Annotated in this window: 20 protein-coding genes and 1 tRNA gene; 5 read left to right on the forward strand and 16 right to left on the reverse strand. The window is 67.6% G+C overall.

The features are described 5' to 3' along the window. Nucleotides 1-7 precede the first annotated feature (7 nt). The 14 genes from ACN22W_RS17245 to def all read right to left on the reverse strand — a co-directional run bounded on the left by ACN22W_RS17245 (nucleotide 8) and on the right by def (nucleotide 12,790). Complete coding sequence (locus ACN22W_RS17245) at nucleotides 8-769, reverse strand: tetratricopeptide repeat protein (protein WP_419685538.1); 762 nt, start codon at nucleotides 767-769, stop codon at nucleotides 8-10. After that, the gene (locus ACN22W_RS17250) at nucleotides 766-1,551 is read right to left on the reverse strand and encodes an HpcH/HpaI aldolase family protein (RefSeq protein ID WP_419685540.1); all 786 of its coding nucleotides are present in this window, start codon (nucleotides 1,549-1,551) and stop codon (nucleotides 766-768) included. The genes ACN22W_RS17245 and ACN22W_RS17250 overlap by 4 nt, the downstream gene beginning before the upstream one ends. Nucleotides 1,552-1,848: 297 nt before the next feature. Next, on the reverse strand, nucleotides 1,849-2,301 hold the full coding sequence (gene queD / locus ACN22W_RS17255; RefSeq protein ID WP_006477472.1) for a 6-carboxytetrahydropterin synthase QueD: 453 nt from the start codon (nucleotides 2,299-2,301) through the stop codon (nucleotides 1,849-1,851). An 18-nt stretch (nucleotides 2,302-2,319) separates the two neighbouring features. Beyond that, complete coding sequence (queE, locus tag ACN22W_RS17260; RefSeq protein ID WP_048244690.1) at nucleotides 2,320-2,952, reverse strand: 7-carboxy-7-deazaguanine synthase; 633 nt, start codon at nucleotides 2,950-2,952, stop codon at nucleotides 2,320-2,322. A 75-nt stretch (nucleotides 2,953-3,027) separates the two neighbouring features. After that, nucleotides 3,028-3,762, reverse strand: coding sequence for a 7-cyano-7-deazaguanine synthase QueC (gene queC / locus ACN22W_RS17265; RefSeq protein ID WP_343495050.1), 735 nt, complete (start codon nucleotides 3,760-3,762; stop codon nucleotides 3,028-3,030). Between the two features lie 351 nt (nucleotides 3,763-4,113). Then, a tRNA-Phe gene (locus ACN22W_RS17270) sits at nucleotides 4,114-4,189 on the reverse strand. Between the two features lie 61 nt (nucleotides 4,190-4,250). Next, the gene (gene esaR / locus ACN22W_RS17275; RefSeq protein WP_048244693.1) at nucleotides 4,251-4,952 is read right to left on the reverse strand and encodes a response regulator transcription factor EsaR; all 702 of its coding nucleotides are present in this window, start codon (nucleotides 4,950-4,952) and stop codon (nucleotides 4,251-4,253) included. Further along, nucleotides 4,953-7,370: a sensor histidine kinase EsaS gene (esaS, locus tag ACN22W_RS17280; RefSeq protein ID WP_129513256.1), complete on the reverse strand. Its 2,418-nt coding sequence runs from the start codon at nucleotides 7,368-7,370 to the stop codon at nucleotides 4,953-4,955. Continuing rightward, nucleotides 7,360-7,950, reverse strand: coding sequence for a DUF4390 domain-containing protein (locus ACN22W_RS17285; RefSeq protein WP_048244696.1), 591 nt, complete (start codon nucleotides 7,948-7,950; stop codon nucleotides 7,360-7,362). Before ACN22W_RS17285 ends, esaS begins: the two co-directional genes overlap by 11 nt. Further along, the gene (gene rsmB, locus ACN22W_RS17290) at nucleotides 7,947-9,338 is read right to left on the reverse strand and encodes a 16S rRNA (cytosine(967)-C(5))-methyltransferase RsmB (protein WP_419685542.1); all 1,392 of its coding nucleotides are present in this window, start codon (nucleotides 9,336-9,338) and stop codon (nucleotides 7,947-7,949) included. Before rsmB ends, ACN22W_RS17285 begins: the two co-directional genes overlap by 4 nt. Before the next feature lie 220 nt (nucleotides 9,339-9,558). Next, entirely contained in the window at nucleotides 9,559-10,416 is an 858-nt protein-coding gene (gene htpX / locus ACN22W_RS17295) for a zinc metalloprotease HtpX (protein WP_129513258.1), read from the reverse strand. Between the two features lie 100 nt (nucleotides 10,417-10,516). Then, entirely contained in the window at nucleotides 10,517-11,155 is a 639-nt protein-coding gene (locus ACN22W_RS17300) for a LysE family translocator (protein WP_419685544.1), read from the reverse strand. Between the two features lie 110 nt (nucleotides 11,156-11,265). Continuing rightward, a complete protein-coding gene (fmt, locus tag ACN22W_RS17305; protein WP_419685546.1) occupies nucleotides 11,266-12,252 on the reverse strand; it encodes a methionyl-tRNA formyltransferase in 987 nt (328 codons plus the stop codon). 34 nt (nucleotides 12,253-12,286) lie between these two features. Beyond that, the gene (gene def, locus ACN22W_RS17310; RefSeq protein ID WP_048244704.1) at nucleotides 12,287-12,790 is read right to left on the reverse strand and encodes a peptide deformylase; all 504 of its coding nucleotides are present in this window, start codon (nucleotides 12,788-12,790) and stop codon (nucleotides 12,287-12,289) included. Here def and ACN22W_RS17315 point away from each other — a divergent pair. From ACN22W_RS17315 to ACN22W_RS17330, 4 genes are all read left to right on the forward strand, one after another. Then, the gene (locus ACN22W_RS17315) at nucleotides 12,789-12,962 is read left to right on the forward strand and encodes a hypothetical protein (protein ID WP_226800059.1); all 174 of its coding nucleotides are present in this window, start codon (nucleotides 12,789-12,791) and stop codon (nucleotides 12,960-12,962) included. The genes def and ACN22W_RS17315 overlap by 2 nt on opposite strands. Before the next feature lie 13 nt (nucleotides 12,963-12,975). Beyond that, complete coding sequence (gene dprA, locus ACN22W_RS17320) at nucleotides 12,976-14,316, forward strand: DNA-processing protein DprA (RefSeq protein ID WP_419685547.1); 1,341 nt, start codon at nucleotides 12,976-12,978, stop codon at nucleotides 14,314-14,316. Nucleotides 14,317-14,354: 38 nt separating this feature from the next. Next, nucleotides 14,355-14,735, forward strand: coding sequence for a thioredoxin family protein (locus tag ACN22W_RS17325; RefSeq protein WP_129513262.1), 381 nt, complete (start codon nucleotides 14,355-14,357; stop codon nucleotides 14,733-14,735). Between the two features lie 192 nt (nucleotides 14,736-14,927). After that, the gene (locus ACN22W_RS17330) at nucleotides 14,928-17,549 is read left to right on the forward strand and encodes a DNA topoisomerase III (protein WP_419685549.1); all 2,622 of its coding nucleotides are present in this window, start codon (nucleotides 14,928-14,930) and stop codon (nucleotides 17,547-17,549) included. Nucleotides 17,550-17,677: 128 nt separating this feature from the next. Here ACN22W_RS17330 and ACN22W_RS17335 read toward each other — a convergent pair whose 3' ends face one another. Beyond that, entirely contained in the window at nucleotides 17,678-18,727 is a 1,050-nt protein-coding gene (locus ACN22W_RS17335; protein ID WP_129513264.1) for a LysR family transcriptional regulator, read from the reverse strand. Between the two features lie 426 nt (nucleotides 18,728-19,153). Here ACN22W_RS17335 and ACN22W_RS17340 point away from each other — a divergent pair, with 426 nt between their 5' ends. Continuing rightward, nucleotides 19,154-20,167, forward strand: coding sequence for a D-2-hydroxyacid dehydrogenase family protein (locus tag ACN22W_RS17340; protein ID WP_048244785.1), 1,014 nt, complete (start codon nucleotides 19,154-19,156; stop codon nucleotides 20,165-20,167). Nucleotides 20,168-20,221: 54 nt separating this feature from the next. Here ACN22W_RS17340 and ACN22W_RS17345 read toward each other — a convergent pair whose 3' ends face one another. Beyond that, a complete protein-coding gene (locus ACN22W_RS17345; RefSeq protein WP_193099405.1) occupies nucleotides 20,222-21,088 on the reverse strand; it encodes a patatin-like phospholipase family protein in 867 nt (288 codons plus the stop codon).

The raw sequence follows: 21,088 nt of genomic DNA on the forward strand, positions 1-21,088 counted from the left end.
CGCCCGCTCACTGCGGTGCCGCGCCGCCGCCCGATGCCGGCGCCGGTGCCTGCCCCTTCAACCGCGCGCTCAACTCCTTGAATTTCAGCCCGGCCGTCTCGTCGCCCTGCGCGGCCGCCGCCGCATAGTACGCACGCGCGATGTTCAGGTTCTGCGCGACACCGTCGCCGCCGCGCTCGTAGAACGACGCGGTCACGTACTGCGCGGTCGGCTCGCCCGCGTCGGCGGCCTGCTTGTACCACGCGAACGCCTGCCGGTTGTCGCGCGGCGTGCCGCGTCCGTCGAGGAACTGATTCGCGAGCGACAGCTCGGCCTGCACGTGCCCCTGCTTCGCCGCCCGCAGGAACCAGCGATGCGCTTCGGCCGGATTGCGAGCGACGAACTCGCCGTCGTCGAACATCCGGCCGTACACGTACTGCGCATGCGACATGTTCGCGTCGGCCGCGCGCTTCAGCCAGCGCAGCCCTTCGTCGACGTTCGCCGTCACGCCCTCGCCCGTCAGCAGCATCATCGCGTAGTTGAATTGCGCGAGGCGATCGCCGCGCTCGGCCGCATCGTGGAACTGCACCAGCGCCGCGCGATAGTCGCCGGCGTTGTAGTCGGCGACCGCCGATTGCGTCTCGCGCGACGGATCGGGCTTCGCTTGCGGCGCGCCCTGCGCGGCGGCCGCGATGCACACGGCCCACAGGCCGAGCATCGTGCCGATCCGCCCACGCACCCGGTTTGCACCCTGCGCACGCGCGCCGCAGGCACCCTCGCCACCGTTCATGACCGTACCTCCTGCAGCGCCTGCCGCGTCGCGCGCAGCAGCCAGCTCACGTCGGCCGACAGCGTGATCATCCGGTAGCCGGCCTCGCGGTACTGGCGCGCGCCCGCTGTATCGCCCGCGAAGATGCCGACCGCGACGCCGGCCTGCTTGCCGGCCGCGAGCACGCGCGCCATCGCGGTTTCGACGTCCGGGTGGCGGATGTCGCCGAGATGCCCGAGGCTCGCCGCCAGATCGGCCGGGCCGATGAACAGGCAGTCGACGCCGGGCAGGGCCGCGATCCGCTCGACTTCGTCGACGCCGCGCGCCGATTCGATCTGCACGATCACCGCGACCTGCGCGTTGGCCGTCTGCAGGTAATCGCGGCGCATGCCGAACGCCGCCGCGCGCACCATGCCCGCGACGCCGCGCAGCCCGTCCGGCGATTCAGGCGATGGAAAGCGCGTGAGCCGCACCGCGTGCGCGGCATCGTCGGGCGTCTCGATGCACGGAAACATCAGCGTGCGCGCGCCGGCGTCGAGCGCACGCTTCACGAGCCACGGCTCGCGCGCCGGCACGCGCACGACCGGCTCGCTCGGCAGGTGCGCGGCAGCGATCGCGCGCAGTTGCGACGCAACATCGCGGCTGTCGTTCGGCGCGTGCTCCATGTCGATGCAGAGCCAGTCGTAGCCGGCGTGCGCGAGCGCTTCCGCGGCCGAGTCGCTGCCGAGCGACAGCCACAGGCCGTACAGCGGGTCGTCGCCGTCGCGCAGGCGTTGTTTGAGGGAATTGGTGAGCGTGCTCATCGATACGGCCTCCTGGACGGAACGGCAATCGAACGGGACAAGCAACAGGCGAAGCGGAGCGCAACACGCCAGGCAGCAAAGCACGGCGGCGCCGCACCGGGCCCTGAACGTCAGTCGGCCGAGGGCGCCCGATCTGACAGCGCACGCGCGCGTTTTTTCGGTGCCACGCAACGATCATAGCGCGGCGTTACGCGGAATGTGGGAACGGACGGGGAAGCAGCGCCGGCGCGGAACCAGGCCGCGGGGTGCGGTGACAGGCAGCCCGCGCCGGCTGGCGGGGCTGCCGGGAAGGCAGGATCAGCGGCCGGGCTGGCGCTCGACGTCGGCCCAGCAGTTCGGCGTTTCGTACAGGCGCACGCGCTCGAGGCGCAGGTTCACGCCGTAGTGCGCGTCGTACACGTTCGCGAGCAGGTCGAACGCGATCGCCGCGAGGTTCTCGACGGTCGGGATCCGGTCGATCACGACGGTCTTGTGGTCGGCCATCTGCTCGAGGAACGAGCGCACGACGTCGTCGCGCGCATAGACCAGGAACGCGTGGTCCCACTTGCTGACGAGGTGCTCCATCGCAAGCGCCTTCACGTCGGCGAAATCCATCACCATGCCGCGGTCGGGTGCCCCCTCGGTATCGACGAGATCGCCGCGCAGCGTGATTTCGAGCACGTAGCGATGGCCGTGCAGGTTCCTGCACTGGCTGCGGTGATCGGGAATGCGGTGGCCCGCGTCGAATTCGAGTTTTCGGGTAATCAGCACGATGTCAAAAGCCGGGGCTCAGGGAATGTTCAGATATTTGTGGGTCTGCATCGACAGGCGCCACTGCGGATGACGCTTGCACCAGTCGATCGCGAGCTTCGTATTGAGGTCGCGCGACGGGCCGTCCATCGGCTGGACGAGGAAATACTCGAAGTCGAGCTTCGCGTAGTCGGCCAGCCGCTGGTTGTCCTGCGGGATCACGACCTTCAGTTCGTTGCCCTTCGTGACGACGAGCGGTGCGTCGGCCTTCGGGCTCACGCAGATCCAGTCGATCGATTCGAGCACCGGCAGCGAGCCGTTGGTCTCGATCGCGATCTCGAAGCCCGCCGCGTGCAGCGCGTCGACGAGCGGCTGGTCGAGCTGCAGCATCGGCTCGCCGCCCGTGCAGACGACGAAGCGGTGCGCTTCGCCATCCGGCCACAGGCCGGCGATCGTCGCAACGAGCGCTTCGGCGTCCTTGAACTTGCCGCCGTTCTCGCCGTCGGTGCCGACGAAGTCCGTGTCGCAGAAGCGGCACACGGCCTCCGCACGATCCTCTTCGCGGCCCGACCACAGGTTGCAGCCGGCGAACCGGCAGAACACGGCCGGCCGGCCCGCATTCGCGCCCTCGCCCTGCAACGTGTAGAAAATTTCCTTGACCGCGTAAGTCATCGTCCTTCGTCCGGCTCGCGCCGCTCGCTGTCGATCAGAATCCGTTATCCATCAAGCGCTGCCGGCGCACTCGCGTCACAGCGGCGCTTCGGTCACCCGCTCGCCCTTCAGGTAGGCCTCGTAGCCACGCTTGCGCAGCTTGCAGGCCGGGCATTCGCCGCAGCCGAAACCCCAGTCGTGCAGTTCCGCGCGCTCGCCCACGTAGCACGTGTGCGTCTCGACGCGGATCAGTTCGACGAGCGCTTCGCCGCCGAGCTGTTCGGCGAGCTGCCACGTTTGCGCCTTGTCGAGCCACATCAGCGGCGTCTCGAGCACGACGCGCGTGTCCATCCCGAGGTTCAGCGCGACCTGCAGCGCCTTCATCGTGTCGTCGCGACAGTCGGGGTAGCCCGAAAAGTCGGTCTCGCACATCCCGCCGACCAGCACGCGCAGCCCGCGGCGATAGGCGATCGCCGCGGCGATCGTCATGAACATCAGGTTGCGGCCCGGCACAAACGTGTTCGGCAAGCCGTTCGCCGTCGTCTCGATCTCGATCGTGCGCGTCATCGCGGTATCGCTGATCGCGCCGAGCACCGACAGGTCGATCATGTGATCGTCGCCGAGCCGGTCCGACCACGCGGGAAACTTGCGCTTCAGCGCTTCGCGCACGCCTTCGCGACATTCGAGCTCGACACGATGGCGCTGGCCGTAATCGAAACCGAGGGTCTCGACCGTCTGGTAGCGTTCGAGTGCCCATGCCACGCACGTGGCCGAGTCCTGCCCGCCGGAAAACAACACGAGCGCGCCGTCTTTAGCGTCTGTCCGAATCACCGTGATACTCCGTGAATGTGTAGGCTCGCGTCGCGCTGCGCCCCGGGGCCGGCTGCCGCCGGGCGGCCCGACGCGTGCCGGCCTGCGCCGGCTCGACCAGTATAGGCAGCGCGGTCGGCCGCGAACGCGGCGGAGCGCTTATACCGCCCATCGCGCGGCATCGTTGCCGCGCGTCACGGCGGCGCGTGGCTGGCGGCCTGCCGTGCGCATGAAGCGATGCGCTAAGTCATTGAGCGGGCACGGATTTTATCATGCCCCCGCGAATGCTGCCGGGCGCGCCGCCGATGGCACGCAATACCCACCACAAACGAAAAACCCCAAGAACCTTCCGATTCTTGGGGTTGGAACTGCTGGTGGCCTGGGACGGAATCGAACCATCGACACGCGGATTTTCAATCCGCTGCTCTACCAACTGAGCTACCGGGCCAACGAAGAATGAAAGTATATCGAGCTTTCTCCACCTGCTCAAGCGTTTTTCGCAAAAAATTTTATATCGCGCCTTCGGACGGCTTCTTGCCGAGCTCGACGCCGAGTTGCTTGAGCTTGCGATACAGGTGCGTGCGCTCGAGGCCCGTCTTCTCCGCGACGCGCGTCATGCTGCCGTTCTCGCGCGCGAGGTGATATTCGAAGTACGCGCGCTCGAATGCATCGCGCGCTTCGCGCAACGGAATGTCGAACGGGATCGCGGCCGTCTGGCCCGCGAGGCCGAGTGCCGCTGCCATGTCGTCGCCGAGCGTCGGCAGCGCAGCCGCGGACGCAACCGCCGCGGGCCCTGCCGCCTGCCCGGCACCGGCCTTCGCCGCCGCGTTGGCGGACACGGGCGCCGCACCGCGTGCGAGACCGTGCTCGACGGACTTCAGCAGCTTCTGCAGTGCGATCGGTTTCTCGAGAAAATCGAGCGCACCGATCTTCGTCGCCTCGACGGCCGTATCGATCGTCGCGTGCCCGGACATCATGATCACGGGCATCGTCAGCAGCCCCTGCGCCGCCCATTCCTTGAGCAACGTCACGCCGTCGGTATCGGGCATCCAGATATCGAGCAGCACGAGATCGGGCGCCTGATTCAGCCGGTATTCCCGCGCGGCCTGCGCGTTCTCCGCCGCCTCGACGACATGTCCTTCATCGCTGAGGATCTCCGAGAGCAATTCCCGGATGCCCATTTCATCATCTACCACCAGGATGGTTGCCATTTACGCTGCCTTTGTCTGCACACTTGCTTTTGTCTTAGCGGGCGTCGCCCCGCCCTGCGCGCCCGCTTCGGCGCCTGGCGCATCACTCGCCATCTGCAGGAACAGGATCGACACCTGCGCACCCTCGACGGTCTCGCCGTGCATGCGATTGCGCAGATCGATCCGCGCACCGTGCTCATCGACGATTTTCTTGACCGTGGCCAACCCGAGCCCCGTGCCCTTCGCCTTCGTCGTCACGTAAGGCTCGAACGCGCGGGTCAGGATGCGCGCCGGAAAACCGGGCCCGTTGTCGGACACGGTAAGACGTACCGCGACGCGCGTTTTGCCCTCGGCGTCGGGATCGCCATATTCTACTGTCTTGGTTTCGATCAACACACGCGGATGCGCTGCTTCCGCGACCGAATCCTGCGCATTCTGCAGCAGGTTGTGGATCACCTGGCGCAGTTGCGTCGCGTCGCCGCGAATCACCGGCAGCGACGGCGCGAGCTCGGCGACGATCGGGCTCTTGCCTTCATCACCGACACCGTACAGCCCGAGCACCTCGCTCGCCAGTTCGTTCAACTGCAGGTTCGCGAGCACCGCCGGCGGCGTGCGCGCGTATTCGCGGAAATCGTCGACCATCCGCTTCATCGCGGCCACCTGGTTGACGATCATCGTCGCGCCGCGCTTGAGCACATCCGCGTCGGACGGCGCGAGCTTGTCGGACAGCTTCATCTGCAGCCGCTCGGCCGACAGCTGGATCGGCGTCAGCGGATTCTTGATCTCGTGCGCGAGCCGGCGCGCGACCTCGCCCCACGCGACCGAACGCTGCGCGGAGATCACGTCGGAAATGTCGTCGAACACGACGACGTAACCGGACGTCTGCGGATCGTCGGCCTGCCCCTCGACCGTCGACACGAGGCGCGCGCCGCGCACGAGCAGCGTCAGCGGTTCGGTTTCGCCCGGCATCTCGATCGCGAACTGCTGCTGCCAGTGGCCGCGATCGCCGCTGCCGCCGTCGGACGCCGCCTCGCGATCGGCGAAGGCCTTGCGCACCATCGCGCCGAACCCCGCGGCAACGCCGATCCGGTCGAGCGTCGTGCCGATCAGCGCGTTGAACGGCTGCCGGAAGATCCGCTCGGCGCCGCGGTTCGCCGTCGTCAGCCGGAACTGGCGGTCGAGCACGAACACGCCGGCCGTCAGGTTCGCGAGGATGCTTTCGAGATACGTCTTCGAATGCTCGAGCGCGACGCGGTTCTTCTCGACCGCGAGCCGCGCCTCGGACAACTGGCGCGTCATCGCGTTGAACGACTGCGTGAGGAAGCCGAGCTCGTCGCGCGTCTTGATCTCGCGCTTCGGCGTGTAGTCGCCTTCCGTGATCTCCTTCGTGCCCTGCGCGAGCAGGAACAGCGGCCGCGCGAGCTGCTGGCCGAGCGCGAGCGCGAGCATCATCGCGATGAAGGTCGCGAGGAACAGCGCGAGCGTCAGCGTGCCGATGTACATCTTGCGCAGGCCCGTGCGGCCGAGCGACTTTTCCTGATACTCGCGGTACGCGCGCTGCACGGCGTCGGCGTTGTGCGCGAGCGTGGGCGGCACCGGCTGCGTGAGCTGCAGGAAGCGTTCGGCCGGCTGCAGCAGCGACGTCGACGCATCGGGAATCGGCCGCACGACGCGCAGCCGCAGCGCGCCCTTTGCGCCGTGCGCGCGCGGATCGCCGTCGACTTCGCCCTCGATCGCCGCGTACGCGCCGTGTTCGCGCGCCTGGCTCAGCATCAGCGACGTCGGCAGGTCGTCCGGAATCAGCGCCGCGAAATTGCCCGACGCCTGCGCGACGATATGCAGGTCGGGCGCCGCGCCCGAACCGGCGCGGGTCGGCTCGACGATCGTCGCGTCCTGCACGCCGAACTGGTCGCGCAGTCGCAGCAGCGTGAGCGTCGTGCCGTTCGTGTTCGCATCGACGCTCGCGAGCTGGTCGGACATCAGCCGCGCCTTGGTCTGCAGGTCGGACAGCGACGCATCGAGCATCCCGCGGCCGAGGTTCAGGCCGGCCGTCAGCGCCGTCTCGACGTTCACGTCGAACCACGACTCGATACTGCGCGACACGAACTGGTACGACACGATGTAGATGATCCCGCCCGGCACGACGCCGACGAGCGCGAAGAACACCGCGAGCTTCGCGAGCAGCCGCGTGCCGAACTTGCCCTTCCTCAGGCGCACGACGATCATCCCGATCAGCCCGAGCACCACGAGCAGGAACACGAGCGCGACGACGATGTTGGTCGCGTACAGCCACGAGTAGTAGCGATCGAAGAATTCGGTGTTCGCGCTCGCGGCCGCGAGCAGCACGAGCAGCAGCAGCGCGGTCAGCGCGACCGTCGAGACGATCACGCGAACGAGGAGGCTCTTCCCGCTGGCCGCGCGGCGCACTTTATTTAGCACGTTCGGTCACCGTGAAGTTGAAGCGCTTCCAGTCCGACCCGAGCGTCCAGTCGCGGTTGTTCACGGCGTCGACCTGGAACGGCTTCGGCATCAGCGCGGTGTCGAGCTGCATCCGCACCGATGCGTTGTAGGTTTCCCCCAAGCGCACCTGGTTGCGGTCGATCACGTGCCACGACGTGATGTGCCTGACGACCGCGAGTGCATCCTTCAGCGACGGGAAGCCGAGCTGCAGGCCGCCCGTCGACACGCGGTACTCGCGCGTGAGCGGCTGGAACGACAGGCGCATGGTTTGCGTCACCGACACCGGCTGCTCGTCGAACCAGTACCAGCGCGCACGGCTCAGCTCGAAGTCGGTCGTGAAATAAAGCGGGATGCCCTTGTTGACGGCATCCTCGAGGTTCGGATTCAGCTCGAAATCGAAGCGGGCGTCGAGGCTCCAGCCGCTTCCGTCGGCCTGGAGCGACGCGCGCTGCACGGCGATCGACTGGGCATGCGCCGGCCGGACGACGGCCAGGCACAGCGCCAACGCGACCATCAGGACGGCCGCGAGCCGAAGTGGAAAAAGGTGTTTGATCGTCACCGTTTCTGAAACCGCGCGTAGAAAAATCCGTCGTGATCGGTGTTCTGGTCGAGTCCGCCGGCGGCCGCCCCTCCCTGCACTCCGCCCGGCAGCAGCTGGCCGGGGGCGTCCAATCGTACCGCATCTTCACAGGCCGCTTCAAACCAGCGGGCCTGCAACTCGCCTTCTTCGGGGAAGATCGAACAGGTCACGTAAAGCAGTTCGCCGCCCGGCTTCACGAGCGGCCACAGTGCCGACAGGATGCGGCGCTGTTCCGTGACGAGCGCCGGGATATCGGCCTCGCGGCGCAGCCAGCGAATGTCGGGGTGCCGCCGCACGATACCGGAGGCCGAGCACGGCACGTCGGCCAGGATGCGGTCGAACGGGCGGCCGTCGTACCACGCGTCGGGCGCACCCGCATCGCCGACACGCACGTCCGCTTCGAGCGACAGGCGCACGAGGTTCTCGCCGATGCGCGCCGCGCGCGTCGCGTCGCTTTCGAGCGCGACGACTTCCGCGTCGGCCAGTTCGAGAATATGACCGGTCTTGCCGCCGGGCGCCGCACATGCGTCGAGCACGCGCATGCCGTCGCGCGCGCCGAGCCATTCGGCCGCGAGCTGTGCGCCGGCGTCCTGCACCGACACGACACCGTCGGCAAACCCCGGAATGCGATCGACCGGCAGCGCCGACGCAAGCCGCACCGCATGCCGGCCGATCGCGGTCGCTTCGATTCCGCTCGTGCGCAGCGTGTCGAGATATGCGTCGACGCTCGCGCGGCGTGCGTTCACGCGCAGCGTCAGCGGCCCCTGGCGCTCGCCGGCCGCGAGGATCGCCTGCCATGCGTCGGGCCATGCGCGCTTCACCGCGTCGACCCACCATGCACGGTAATTCCAGCGCGCGACGGCATCGTCCTGCATCGCCGCGACGAGCGTGTCGCGCTCGCGCAGGAAACGGCGCAGCACCGCGTTGACCATCCCCTTCGCGAACGCGAATTCGCGACGCGCGCCGATCACGGTCACGGCCTGATCGACCACCGTGAATGGCGAGTACGCGGCGTCGTCCACCGGGTCGAGCAGCAATGCGAGCGCACCGGCGAGCACCGCTTGCACGTGCGCGGGCGGCGCCTTGCTGACGAGCCGGCCGATCAGCCAGTCCGCGCTGCCGAGCCGACGCATCGTGCGGTACGCGACGTCCTGCGTCGCGCCGCGCGCGAGCGACTGCGCACCGGGCACCATCTGCGCGAACACCGTCGAGAGTGCCGCCGGCAGCGCGGTGCCGCGCCGCACCGCATCGACCGCCTGCGCGGCCGCGTCGAGTGCGAAGCCGAGCGATTCGGGCGCAAGATGCAGCGCGGACAGGCGCGCCGGGCGGCCGGAAGAAGACGGAGCGGAAGAACGGGTTCGTGTCATCGGTGCGAAATCGGCAAACGGGCGCGGCAAACAAATGCGGCAAACGGCGGGATCACGCTGGCCTCGTGGCCTCGCGATCCCAAACCGCGCATTGTAGCGTGCGACCATGCGGTCCCTTTGGCCCCTTTACCGCACGCACAAATGAAACACCCCGCAGCGCGAAGCGTGCGGGGTGGCGTGGCGGCCCCCGCGCGGCAACGGCCGCGCGGCGCGCCGAGGCTTAGTCGAAGCGGCCGGTACGCGCCATCTCCATCAGGCGCGCGATGCGCTCCTCGGTGGCCGGGTGCGTCGAGAACAGGTTCTGCAGGCCGCCGCCGTGCAGCGGGTTCATGATCATCATCTGCGCGGTGGCCGGGTGTGCCTCGGCCGCCTGGAACGGGATGCCGGCCGCAAAGCGATGGATCTTGTCGAGCGCGGTCGCGAGCGACTGCGGATCGCCGGAGATCTGCGCGCCGCCGCGATCGGCCTCGAACTCGCGTGCCCGCGAAATCGCCATCTGGATCAGCGCGCCGGCGATCGGTGCGAGCAGCGCGACCGCAATGCCCGCGATCGGGTTGGCCGGCCGGCCGTTCTCGTCGCGCCCGCCGAAGAACATCGCGAAGTTCGCGAGCGCAGAGATCGCGCCCGCCATCGTCGCGGTGATCGTCGAGATCAGGATGTCGCGGTGCTTCACGTGCGCGAGCTCGTGCGCCATCACGCCGCGCATCTCGCGCTCCGACAGCACGCGCAGGATGCCCGTCGTCGCGGCGACTGCCGCGTGCTCGGGGTTGCGGCCCGTTGCAAACGCGTTCGGCGCATCCTCGTTGATCAGGTAGACGCGCGGCATCGGCAGGTTCGCGCGCGTGGCCAGCTCGCGCACCATCCGGTAGAACTGCGGCGCCGTGTTCTCGTCGACTTCCTGCGCGTTGTACATGCGCAGCACCATCTTGTCGGAGAACCAGTACGAGAAGAAATTCATGCCGAGCGCGAACAGCAGTGCGATCGTCATGCCGCGCGAACCGCCGATCATCCCGCCGATCACGATGAACAGGGCCGTGATCGCGGCCATCAGCGTCGCCGTTTTGACCCAATTGAACATACCCACTCCTTATCCGTCAGGGGACCCGCCGCGCATCAAAGGGCGCGACGGAAAATTGTAAGCGATTTGTTAGATAAGGTCTTGCCGGAAAAATTCAATCTCAGCGTTGCGATGTTGCAAGACGCAGGCCGAGACCGACGAAAGCGCTGCCAACCGTGCGATCGAGCCACTTCTTGACACCCGGCTTGCCGGAAAAGCGCTGCGTGACGCTGCCCGCGACCCAGGCGACCAGACTGGTCCAGACCGTGCTCATCGCGACGAACACCGCGCCGAGGGTCAGGAACGCCCATGCCTTGTGCGGGCTGTCGGCCGACACGAACTGCGGGAAGAACGACACGAAGAACAGCACGACCTTCGGGTTCAGCACGTTCGTCCAGAAACCCTGCATGAACAGCTGGCGCAGCGGCTTCGCGGCCGCGGCCTGCGCGGCGTCGGCCGACTGCGCGGCGGCCTGCTTCGTGGCGATCATGCGCACGCCGAGGTAGATCAGGTAGGCGGCGCCAACCAGCTTGATCACCGTGAACGCGGCAGCCGACGCCGCGAGCAGCGCGGTCAGGCCGAATGCGCACGCGAGCGCATGCACGCAGCAGCCGGCCGAAATGCCGAACGCCGACATCAGCCCCGCGCCGCGGCCCTGCGCGACGCTGCGGCCGACGATGTAGGCGGTATCGGGGCCGGGCGTGACGTTCAGCAGGAAAACCGCGAGCACGAAGAAGCCGAAATGGGTAATGCCGAACATGAAAACCTCGAAACCGGAAAGCGCAGGGAAATTCTACGCGCGCCTGCCGCGCCGCGCGACTCGGCCGTCCGGCCAATTGCGCACGGCCGGCCGGTCGTGTCGAATGACGGTCAGGCCCCGTCAGGCAACGCGAAACGCTGGCCCGCGGCGAGCGGCGAGCCGGCCAGGAATTCGCGTGCGGGCAACCGCTTGCCGCCCGGCTTCTGCAGCTGGGTCACGCGCAGCGCGCCGCTGCCGCACGCGACGATCACGCCTTCCGGCGCGGCTTCGACGATCGTGCCGGGCGCCGCGTCGTCGCCGCGCGCCGCCACAGGCTCGGCCGCCCACAGCTTGATTGCCGCGCCGTCGAGCGTCGCGACGCCGCCCGGGAACGGATCGAACGCACGCACCTGGCGCGCGAGCACGTCGGCCGGCTTGCGCCAGTCGAGCGCCGCTTCATGCTTGCCGATCTTTTCCGCATAGGTCACGCCGTCGGCCGGCTGCGGCGTCGCCGGCAGCGTGCCGTCGCGCTCGAGCTGCACGAGCGCGTCGACGATCAGTCGCGCGCCTTCGGCGGCGACGCGGTCGTGCAGCGTCGCGGTCGTGTCGTCGGGCGCGATCGCGATCCGCGCCTCCTCGATCATCGCGCCGGTGTCGAGGCCGAGGTCCATCTGCATCAGCGTGACGCCCGTCTCGGCGTCGCCCGCCTCGATCGCGCGGTGGATCGGCGCGGCGCCGCGCCAGCGCGGCAACAGCGACGCATGGATGTTGATGCAGCCGTCGCGCGGAATGTCGAGCACCTCCTGCGGCAGCAGCAGGCCGTACGCGGCAACCACCATCACGTCGTGCGGGGTCGCGCGCAGCAACTCGATCGCGTCGGCCGCCTCCGCCGGGTACTTGCCCGCGCGGCGCAGCGATGGCGGCTGCGCGACGGGCATCCCGTGCTCGACCGCGTAGCGCTTGACGGCGCTCGCCTGCAGTTTCATCCCGCGCCCGGCAGGGCGGTCGGGCTGGGTGAGCACGAGCGGCACCGGAAAACCGGCCTCGTGGATCGCGGCAAGGGCAGCCGCGGCGAATTCCGGCGTGCCGGCAAAAATCACGCGCAACGTATGGGTCATGACAGCGTTCGGGGTCGGGCAGGGCGAACGCGCATTACATCGCGCGTTCGAGTTTCTTCATCTTCGTCTTGATGCGCGTCTGCTTGAGCGGCGACAGGTATTCGACGAACACGCGCCCCATCAGGTGATCCATCTCGTGCTGGACGCACACCGCGAGCAAGCCTTCGCAGTCGAGCTCGAAGGCCTCGCCCTGCTCGTTGAGCGCACGCACGCGCACGTGGTCGGGGCGCTCGACTTCGTCGTAGATGCCAGGCACCGACAGGCAGCCCTCTTCATAGATCTGCTTCTCGTCGCTCGACCACACGATCTCGGGGTTGATGAACGCGCGCAGCTCGTTCTTCTCCTCGGAAACGTCGATCACGATCACGCGCTCGTGCACGTCGACCTGCGTGGCCGCGAGGCCGATGCCGGGCGCCGCGTACATGGTTTCGGCCATGTCGGCGACGAGCTTGCGGATCCGGTCGTCGACCTTGTCGACGGGCTTGGCGACCTTGTGCAGCCGCTTGTCGGGGTAATGAAGAATATTGAGCAAAGCCATGGTGTTCGGTATTCGGTGGAGCGGCGTGCCGCATCAGCCATCCGGCCGGCTGGCGCCGCTGCCGGGATGCAATGAAGATGAGGCGGATGCGTGGCGTATCAATGCCGCGGATCTCGCCTCCTGCAATTGGCCGGGCGCCTGCGCGCGCGGCCCTGTCGAGTATTTCGGATGATGAAAATTTTATCATGGCGCCACGCGGTCCGCTGGCCGCCGCGTTCGAGGGCAGCCTCATGTCCCCGCAAACGCTGACCGCCTCCGCGCTGCGCGCGTGGCTGCAGCTCGCGCACGCGCCCGGCCTCTCGCCCACCGTGCTGCAGGCGCTGCTCGATGCCTTCGGCTCGCCGGCAGCGTTGCTGCGCGCGTCCGACCCTGCCATCGCCGCCGTGAGCAGCCCCGCCGCCGCCCAGGCCGTGCGCGCGAGCGAGCGCGACGATCTCGGCGCACGCACCGACGCCGCACGTGCGTGGCTCGATGCGCCGGGCAATGCGCTCGTCACGCTCAGCGATCCGGCCTACCCGCCGCGGCTGCGCGACCTGCACGATCCGCCGCCGCTGCTATATGTAAAGGGCCGTCTCGACCTGCTGAATGCGCGCGGCCTCGCCGTGGTGGGCAGCCGTCACGCGACGCCGCAGGGGCTCGCCGACGCGACACGCTTCGCACGCGAATTGTCCGACGCGGGGCTTTCGATCGTCTCGGGCCTCGCGCTCGGGATCGACGGCGCCGCGCATCGGGGCGGGCTCGACGGCCGGTCGGGCACCGTCGCCGTGATCGCGACGGGCGCCGATCTCGTCTATCCGGCTCGGCACCGCGCGCTTGCCCACGAGATCGCCGCGCACGGCGCGATCGTGTCGGAATGGCCGCTCGGCACGCCGGCCCGCGCCGCGCATTTCCCGCAGCGCAACCGGCTGATCGCCGCGCTCGCTGTCGGCGTGCTCGTCGTCGAGGCCGCGCCGCGCTCCGGCTCGCTGATCACCGCGCGGCTCGCGAACGAACTGGGGCGCGATGTGTTCGCGATGCCGGGCTCGATCCACGCGCCGCTCGCACAGGGCTGCCACGCGCTGATCCGCGACGGCGCGAAACTCACGGCGGCGCCGCTCGACGTTCTCGAGGAATACGGGCTGGGCGAACCGACGACGCGCACGGCGGGCGTTGCGTCGTGTTCTGAAAATCCGGGCGCGAACACCGGCGACCTGCAGGAAACCGAAGCCGCCGGCCGCGGCGCCGTTTCCGGCATCGGGAGAGCCGATCCCGCCGTTCCGGCCGCCGCGTCTGCCCAAATCGAAGCACCACCACCTCCACCGCCCGGCAACCCGTCCGAACAGGCCGTGCTCGCCGCATTGGGATACGGCCCCGTCACTTACGAATGGCTCGCCGAGCACAGCGGCCTGTCCGACGACGTGCTGCACCGCGCGCTGCTCGCGCTCGAACTGGCCGGCCGCGTCGCAAGCCTCCCCGGCGGACGCTTCGCGCGGCTTGACGCGGCGCCCACCCCGCCCGCGCACGGCATGCTACATTTCCCGGCATAGGGGCGGCCACGCCGCCGACGACATACCCAAGGAAATCCATGCCCGCGCTGAATCTCGACACCGATGCGGATCGGATCGCCGAGCGCCTCGCCGATCCCGGCACGTTGCTGGTCGCGTGCCTGTGCGCCGAATGGTGCGGCACGTGCCGCGACTACCGGACGGCCTTCGACCGGCTCGCCGACGCGCATCCGGACGCCTGCTTCGCCTGGATCGATATCGAAACGCATGCCGACCGGCTCGACGAGCTCGACGTCGAGAACTTCCCGACGATCCTGATCGAGGATGCCAACACCGCCCGCTTCTTCGGCACGGTGCTGCCGCACGCGGCGATCGTCGAGCGGATGCTGTCCGACCTGAGCGCGGTACCCGGTGCGCCGCACGCACCGAAATTGCGCAACGTGCTGAACGTCGAAGCCTGAATTCACGAGCCGGCCGGCGGTTTTTCGCGCGTTTGCGCGCCCCGCCGCGCCGGGCGCTTGCCGCCGTTGCAGCCCCCCTCTATGATGGGCCGCTTTTTACGCGCTGAGCCGCCGTCGCTGCGGCGTGTGCTATAAAGCGGTCGTAAAAGGGACCCACAACCGGCGAACCCGGTCTACCAACACACACCTGTCATGTCCAAAGCACTGATCATTGCGGAAAAGCCTTCTGTCGCGAACGACATCGCACGCGCTTTGGGCGGCTTTACCAAGCATGACGAGTATTACGAAAGCGACGATTTCGTCCTTTCGTCCGCTGTCGGCCACTTGCTGGAAATCGCCGCCCCGGAAGAGTACGAGGTCAAGCGCGGGAAATGGAGCTTCGCGCATCTGCCCGTCATCCCCCCGCATTTCGACCTGAACCCGATCGCAAAAAGCGAGTCGCGCCTCAAGGTGCTCACGAAGCTGATGAAGCGCAAAGACGTCGAGCGCCTGATCAACGCATGTGACGCGGGGCGCGAGGGCGAACTGATTTTCCGCCTGATCGCGCAGCACGCGAAGGCGAAGCAGCCGGTCCAGCGCCTGTGGCTGCAGTCGATGACGCCGCAGGCCATCCGCGACGGCTTCGCGAACCTGCGCAGCGACACGGACATGCAGCCGCTCGCCGACGCCGCACGCTGCCGCTCGGAAGCCGACTGGCTCGTCGGGATCAACGGCACCCGCGCGATGACCGCGTTCAACAGCAAGGGCGGCGGCTTCTTCCTGACGACCGTCGGCCGCGTCCAGACGCCAACGTTGTCGATCGTCGTCGAACGCGAAGAGAAAATCCGTCGTTTCGTCCCGCGCGACTACTGGGAAGTGAAAGCCGCATTCGCGTGCGCGGGTGGCTTCTACGAAGGCAAGTGGTACGACCCGAAATTCAAGCGCGACGAATTCGATCCGGAGCGACGCGACTCCCGCCTGTGGAGCCTGCCGGCCGCCGAAACGATCGTCGCCGCATGCCGCGACCAGATCGGCACGGTCTCCGAGGAATCGAAGCCGTCGACGCAACTGTCGCCGCTGCTGTTCGACCTGACGAGCCTGCAGCGCGAGGCGAACGGCCGCTTCGGCTTCTCCGCGAAGAACACGCTCGGTCTCGCGCAGGCGCTGTATGAAAAGCACAAGGTGCTGACCTACCCGCGTACCGACGCGCGCGCGCTGCCGGAAGACTACATTTCGACGGTCCAGTCGACGCTCGAGATGCTCAAGGAGAGCAACAACTACCTGCCGCATGCGAAGCAGGTGCTCGACAAGGGCTGGGTGAAGCCGAACAAGCGGATCTTCGACAACTCGAAGATCAGCGACCACTTTGCAATCATCCCGACGCTGCAGGCGCCGAAGGCACTGTCCGAGCCCGAGCAGAAGCTGTACGACCTGGTCGTGAAGCGCTTCCTCGCGGTGTTCTTCCCGGCCGCCGAATTCCGCGTTACGACGCGGATCACCGAAGTCGCCGGCCATCACTTCAAGACCGAAGGCAAGGTGCTCGTCGAGCCGGGCTGGCTGCAGGTGTACGGCCGCGACGCCGAAGGCGCGGACGCGAACCTCGTGCCGGTGCAGAAGGACGAGAAGGTGAAGACGGACGAGATCGCCGCGGTCGCACTCGTGACGAAACCGCCCGCCCGCTACTCGGAAGCGACGCTGCTGTCCGCGATGGAAGGCGCCGGCAAGCTGGTCGAGGACGACGAGCTGCGCGAGGCGATGGCCGCGAAGGGCCTCGGCACGCCGGCCACGCGCGCGGCGATCATCGAAGGCCTGCTCGGCGAGAAATACCTGCTGCGCGAGGGTCGCGAAATGATCCCGACCGCGAAGGCATTCCAGCTGATGACGCTCTTGCGCGGGCTCGGCGTGAAGGAACTGACCGCGCCCGAGCTCACCGGCGAATGGGAATACAAGCTGTCGCAGATGGAGCGCGGCAACCTCGGGCGCGATGCGTTCATGCAGGAAATCGCCCGCATGACGCAGCAGATCGTCAAGCGCGCGAAGGAATACGATTCCGACACGATTCCCGGCGACTACGCGACGCTCGAGACGCCGTGCCCGAACTGCGGCGGCCAGGTGAAGGAAAACTACCGCCGCTTCGCGTGCACGAAGTGCGAGTTCTCGATCTCGAAGATCCCGGGCAGCCGGCAGTTCGAGATCCCGGAAGTCGAGGAGCTGCTGCAGAAGAAGGAAATCGGTCCGCTGTCCGGGTTCCGCAGCAAGATGGGCCGCCCGTTCTCGGCGATCCTCAAGCTGTCCTTCGACGACGAGACGAAGAACTACAAGCTCGAGTTCGATTTCGGCCAGGACCAGGGCGGCGAGGAAGGCGAAGCGCCCGACTTCTCCGCGCAGGAGCCGGTCGGCGCATGCCCGAAGTGCAAGGGCCGCGTATTCGAACACGGGATGAGCTACGTGTGCGAGCACTCGGTCGCGAACCCGAAGACCTGCGACTTCCGCTCGGGCAAGGTGATCCTGCAGCAGGAAATCACGCGCGAGCAGATGGGCAAGCTGCTCGCCGACGGCCGCACGGATCTGCTGCCGAACTTCAAGTCGTCGCGGACGGGCCGCAACTTCAAGGCGTTCCTCGTGAAGCAGCCGGACGGCAAGATCGGCTTCGAGTTCGAGAAGAAGGAACCGAAGGCCGCCGCCGCGAAGAAGACGGCAAAATCGGCGACGAAGGATGCCGAAACCGTGACGGAAGGCGCCGAAGCGAAACCGGCACCGGCCCGCAAGACCGCTGCCAAGACCGCCGCCAAGACCGCCGCTCGCAAAACGACCGCGCGCAAGACGGGCTCGTAACGGCCAGATCGCCGGGGCCCTCCCGGCGGATCAGGCTCCGGCAGGCAGCCATAAAAAAACGCGGATCGATCGCTCGATCCGCGTTTTTTCTTGGTGCCGGCGGCAACCGCCGCCCGGCCGTCGCGCCGTTACAGCGGCGACGGCACGGCGACGCGCGTGCGCGGCGAACGCGGCAGGCGCGGCGACAGGTTCGGGTCGGCCGCCTCGGGCTGCTCCGCACGTGTCTCGACGCCGATCGGCGCGAGCGGCGCACCTTGCGCGGCCCACTGCTCGCCGATCGTCGCTTCGGTCGAGTGACTGAAATGCTCGACGAGGTGATCGATGAACGTGCGCACCTTCGCGGGCAAATGGCGCCGGCTCGGGTAAGCGATGTTGATTTCGACCTGCGGCAGCCGGAAATCCGGCAGCAGCCGCACGAGCGCGCCGCGCGCGATGTCGCTGCCGATCAGGTAGCTCGGCAGGATCGCAACCCCCATCCCGAGCAGCGCGAACTGGCGCAGCATCGCCGTGTTGTTCGCGACGATCACGTTGGTCGGGCGCACGCGCACTTCGCCGTCCGGCCCCGTGAACACACGCTCGTCGCCCCAGTATTCGGCCGGCAGGCTCAGGCTCGGGTGCGCGACGAGCTGCTCCGGATGCGTCGGCACGCCATGCTTCTCCAGATAGCTCGGCGTCGCGCACACGGTCATGCAGCCCGTGGTCAGCCGCCGCGTGACGATGCTCGCGCTGCGCATCTGGCGCGTGACGACGATGCCGACGTCGAAACCTTCCTCGACGAGATCGACCTGCCGGTCGACCAGCGTGAGATCCGGCACCACTTTCGGGAAATTCTCCGTGTACGACTGCAACACGGGCGCGAGGTTGTGCAGGCCGAACACGACCGGCGCGACGATGCGCAGCGTGCCGACCGGCTCGTGATTGCGCGCAACGACCATCTGCTCGACGTCCTCGAGCTCATCGAGGATCTGGCGAGCACGCTCCAGATAGACCTGACCGGACTCGGTCAGGGAAAGACTGCGGGTGGTGCGGTTCAGCAAACGCGTGCCGAGCCGGCCTTCCAGATCGGCGACGTGACGCGTCGCGACCGCGTTGGAGATATCCATTGCGCTCGCGGCCCGCGCGAAACTGCCGAGATCAGCAACCTTGACGAACACGCGCATCGACTGCAAATGATCCATAAACGACTCCTGCCGCTGTTACAACTTCAAAAAGATGAAGCAAATGCGTAATTCTCCTACGACAGCGGAAATGATGCAGAGTTGCTCAACAAGGCCCCTGTTGACGATAAAAATAGTCAAAAATCCTCGCCATCTGCGGATAGTTGATCCAACTATTCTGATTGGAGCAACAATTGGGTGAACCTCGTCGAGTAAGCAGCCGAATCAGGAAAGACGTATTTGATGCGACACAACAGCGCACCCGGCCGTACCGCACGCGAGCGGCGCCAGGTGTGGCTGCCGCCAATTGCGGCGGAGCGTAACAACCTGTTAAAAAGGCACCATGAAGGCGGCCGACGTAGCATCATGTCGGCCCCGGCCGGGCGGGACGGGTGCGCGATGTGCGCCGCCGCCACCGCCGCTTTCAACGCGCGACACCCGCTCACCATGAAAATTGCCATCCTCGACGACTACCAGGACGCCGTCCGCAAGCTGAACTGCTTCGAGATGCTTGCCGACCACGACGTGAAGGTCTTCAACAACACGGTGCGCGGCCTGGGACAGCTCGCGAGCCGTCTGGCGGAAGTCGAGGCGCTCGTGCTGATTCGCGAACGGACCCCGATTTCGTCGCAACTGCTCGCCAAGCTGCCGAACCTGCGCATGATCAGCCAGACCGGCCGCGTCTCGAGCCACATCGATCTCGAAGCCTGTACCGACCGCGGCATCGCGGTGCTCGAAGGCACGGGTTCGCCGGTCGCGCCCGCCGAACTGACCTGGGCGCTCGTGATGGCCGCCCAGCGCCGCATTCCGCAATACGTCGCGAACCTGAAGCAGGGCGCATGGCAGCAGTCGGGCCTGAAGACGTCGGCCATGCCGCCGAACTTCGGCCTCGGCCAGGTGCTGCGCGGCCAGACGCTCGGCATCTGGGGCTACGGCAAGATCGGCCGGCTCGTCGCCGGCTACGGCAAGGCGTTCGGGATGAACGTGCTGATCTGGGGCCGCGAGCATTCGCTCGAGGCCGCACGCGCCGACGGCTATACGGCCGCCGAGAGCCGCGAAGCGCTGTTCGAGCAGAGCGACGTGCTGTCGCTGCACCTGCGCATGCACGACGACACGCGCGGGATCGTCAAGCAGGAAGACCTGATGCGGATGAAGCCGACGTCGCTGCTCGTCAACACGAGCCGCGCGGAGCTGCTCGAGGAAAACGCGCTCGTCAACGCGCTGTCGCACAACCGGCCGGGGATGGTCGCGATCGACGTGTTCGAGAGCGAGCCGATCCTGCAAGGCTACAGCCTGCTGCGAATGGAAAACGTGATCTGCACGCCGCACATCGGCTATGTCGAACGCGAAAGCTACGAGCTTTATTTCAGCGCGGCGTTCAGGAACATCCTCGCGTTCGACCAGGGCGACATGTCGAGCGTCGCCAACCCGGAAGCGCTGACGCCGATCCGCAAGCGCTGATCACACGGGCCGGGCTGCGCGCGCCGCGCGGCCCCGCTGCCCCGTTCCCCGTCTTCAGGCGGCCACACGGCCGCCCGTCATCGCGTCGACGCGCGTGAGGAAATGCTCGCCGTCGCGCCGCCCGAGATCGTACGCATGCCGCATCTGCGACGGGCTCGTGTAATCCCAGCTCGAAATCGGCACCTTGCTCGACGGCTGTACGTACAGCCGCCGCTGGTCGCCATGCGCGACCGTAAACATCTGCGGGCGCGGATACAGCCGCGTGACGAGCACCAGCACGTCGCCGGGCGACGGGTCGAGCGCGTCGACCGGCACGTTGTCGACCATCCCGCCGTCGAGCACGGGCCGGCCGCCGCGGCGCAGCACCGGCGTAAACGGCGGCGTGCAGGACGACTGCAGGATCAGGTCGGCGAGTTCCTCGACTTGCGTGCAGGCCTGCGCGCGCACGAATTCGGGCCGGAAGCCGAGCGTGCGCCCGAGCGTCGGGTGCAGCGTCTTGCGCACGTACTTCTCGATGTTGTACGCGACGAGGCCGGCCGCAACGGCACTGCGCGCACCGAGCCAGCGCGGCACGTGCGACACGCCGATGCGGATCTCCGGTGCGGCGGCGAGCTTCGCGAACGGCTCGCCGTAGATGTCGAGCAAGGCCTGACGGTAGATGCGGTAGTGCGGAAACACGGGCTCGCGCCCGAACAGGTTGCCCCAGTACGCGTTCTTCCGGTTGTGGCGCAGCGCCTCTTCGTAATAGCGCATCACCCACGCGGCGTCGCGCGTATACAGCATGCACGCGGTCGCCGCGCCGGCCGAGATGCCGGTGATCACGCGCGGGCGCAGCGCGAGTGCCGGCTGCGCGACGTCCCAGAAGCCGGCCTGCCACCAGCAGCGATTGCCGCCACCCGCGAAAACGATCTGGTCGAACAT

The organism is Burkholderia theae (assembly GCF_048565265.1).
GTDB lineage: Bacteria > Pseudomonadota > Gammaproteobacteria > Burkholderiales > Burkholderiaceae > Burkholderia > Burkholderia theae.

Bases quoted from the DNA above. Each gene is read 5' to 3' on its own strand.
- ACN22W_RS17315 (WP_226800059.1), top strand. From the start codon at position 12,789: ATGGTGTTCGGTATTCGGTGGAGCGGCGTGCCGCATCAGCCATCCGGC.
- ACN22W_RS17345 (WP_193099405.1), bottom strand. From the start codon at position 21,088: ATGTTCGACCAGATCGTTTTCGCGGGTGGCGGCAATCGCTGCTGGTGG.
- htpX (WP_129513258.1), bottom strand. From the start codon at position 10,416: ATGTTCAATTGGGTCAAAACGGCGACGCTGATGGCCGCGATCACGGCC.
- queE (WP_048244690.1), bottom strand. From the start codon at position 2,952: ATGACTTACGCGGTCAAGGAAATTTTCTACACGTTGCAGGGCGAGGGC.
- rsmB (WP_419685542.1), bottom strand. From the start codon at position 9,338: ATGACACGAACCCGTTCTTCCGCTCCGTCTTCTTCCGGCCGCCCGGCG.
- ACN22W_RS17325 (WP_129513262.1), top strand. From the start codon at position 14,355: ATGCCCGCGCTGAATCTCGACACCGATGCGGATCGGATCGCCGAGCGC.
- esaR (WP_048244693.1), bottom strand. From the start codon at position 4,952: ATGGCAACCATCCTGGTGGTAGATGATGAAATGGGCATCCGGGAATTG.
- def (WP_048244704.1), bottom strand. From the start codon at position 12,790: ATGGCTTTGCTCAATATTCTTCATTACCCCGACAAGCGGCTGCACAAG.
- ACN22W_RS17245 (WP_419685538.1), bottom strand. From the start codon at position 769: ATGAACGGTGGCGAGGGTGCCTGCGGCGCGCGTGCGCAGGGTGCAAAC.
- fmt (WP_419685546.1), bottom strand. From the start codon at position 12,252: ATGACCCATACGTTGCGCGTGATTTTTGCCGGCACGCCGGAATTCGCC.
- ACN22W_RS17340 (WP_048244785.1), top strand. From the start codon at position 19,154: ATGAAAATTGCCATCCTCGACGACTACCAGGACGCCGTCCGCAAGCTG.
- ACN22W_RS17300 (WP_419685544.1), bottom strand. From the start codon at position 11,155: ATGTTCGGCATTACCCATTTCGGCTTCTTCGTGCTCGCGGTTTTCCTG.
- ACN22W_RS17250 (WP_419685540.1), bottom strand. From the start codon at position 1,551: ATGAGCACGCTCACCAATTCCCTCAAACAACGCCTGCGCGACGGCGAC.
- ACN22W_RS17330 (WP_419685549.1), top strand. From the start codon at position 14,928: ATGTCCAAAGCACTGATCATTGCGGAAAAGCCTTCTGTCGCGAACGAC.
- dprA (WP_419685547.1), top strand. From the start codon at position 12,976: ATGGCGCCACGCGGTCCGCTGGCCGCCGCGTTCGAGGGCAGCCTCATG.
- ACN22W_RS17335 (WP_129513264.1), bottom strand. From the start codon at position 18,727: ATGGATCATTTGCAGTCGATGCGCGTGTTCGTCAAGGTTGCTGATCTC.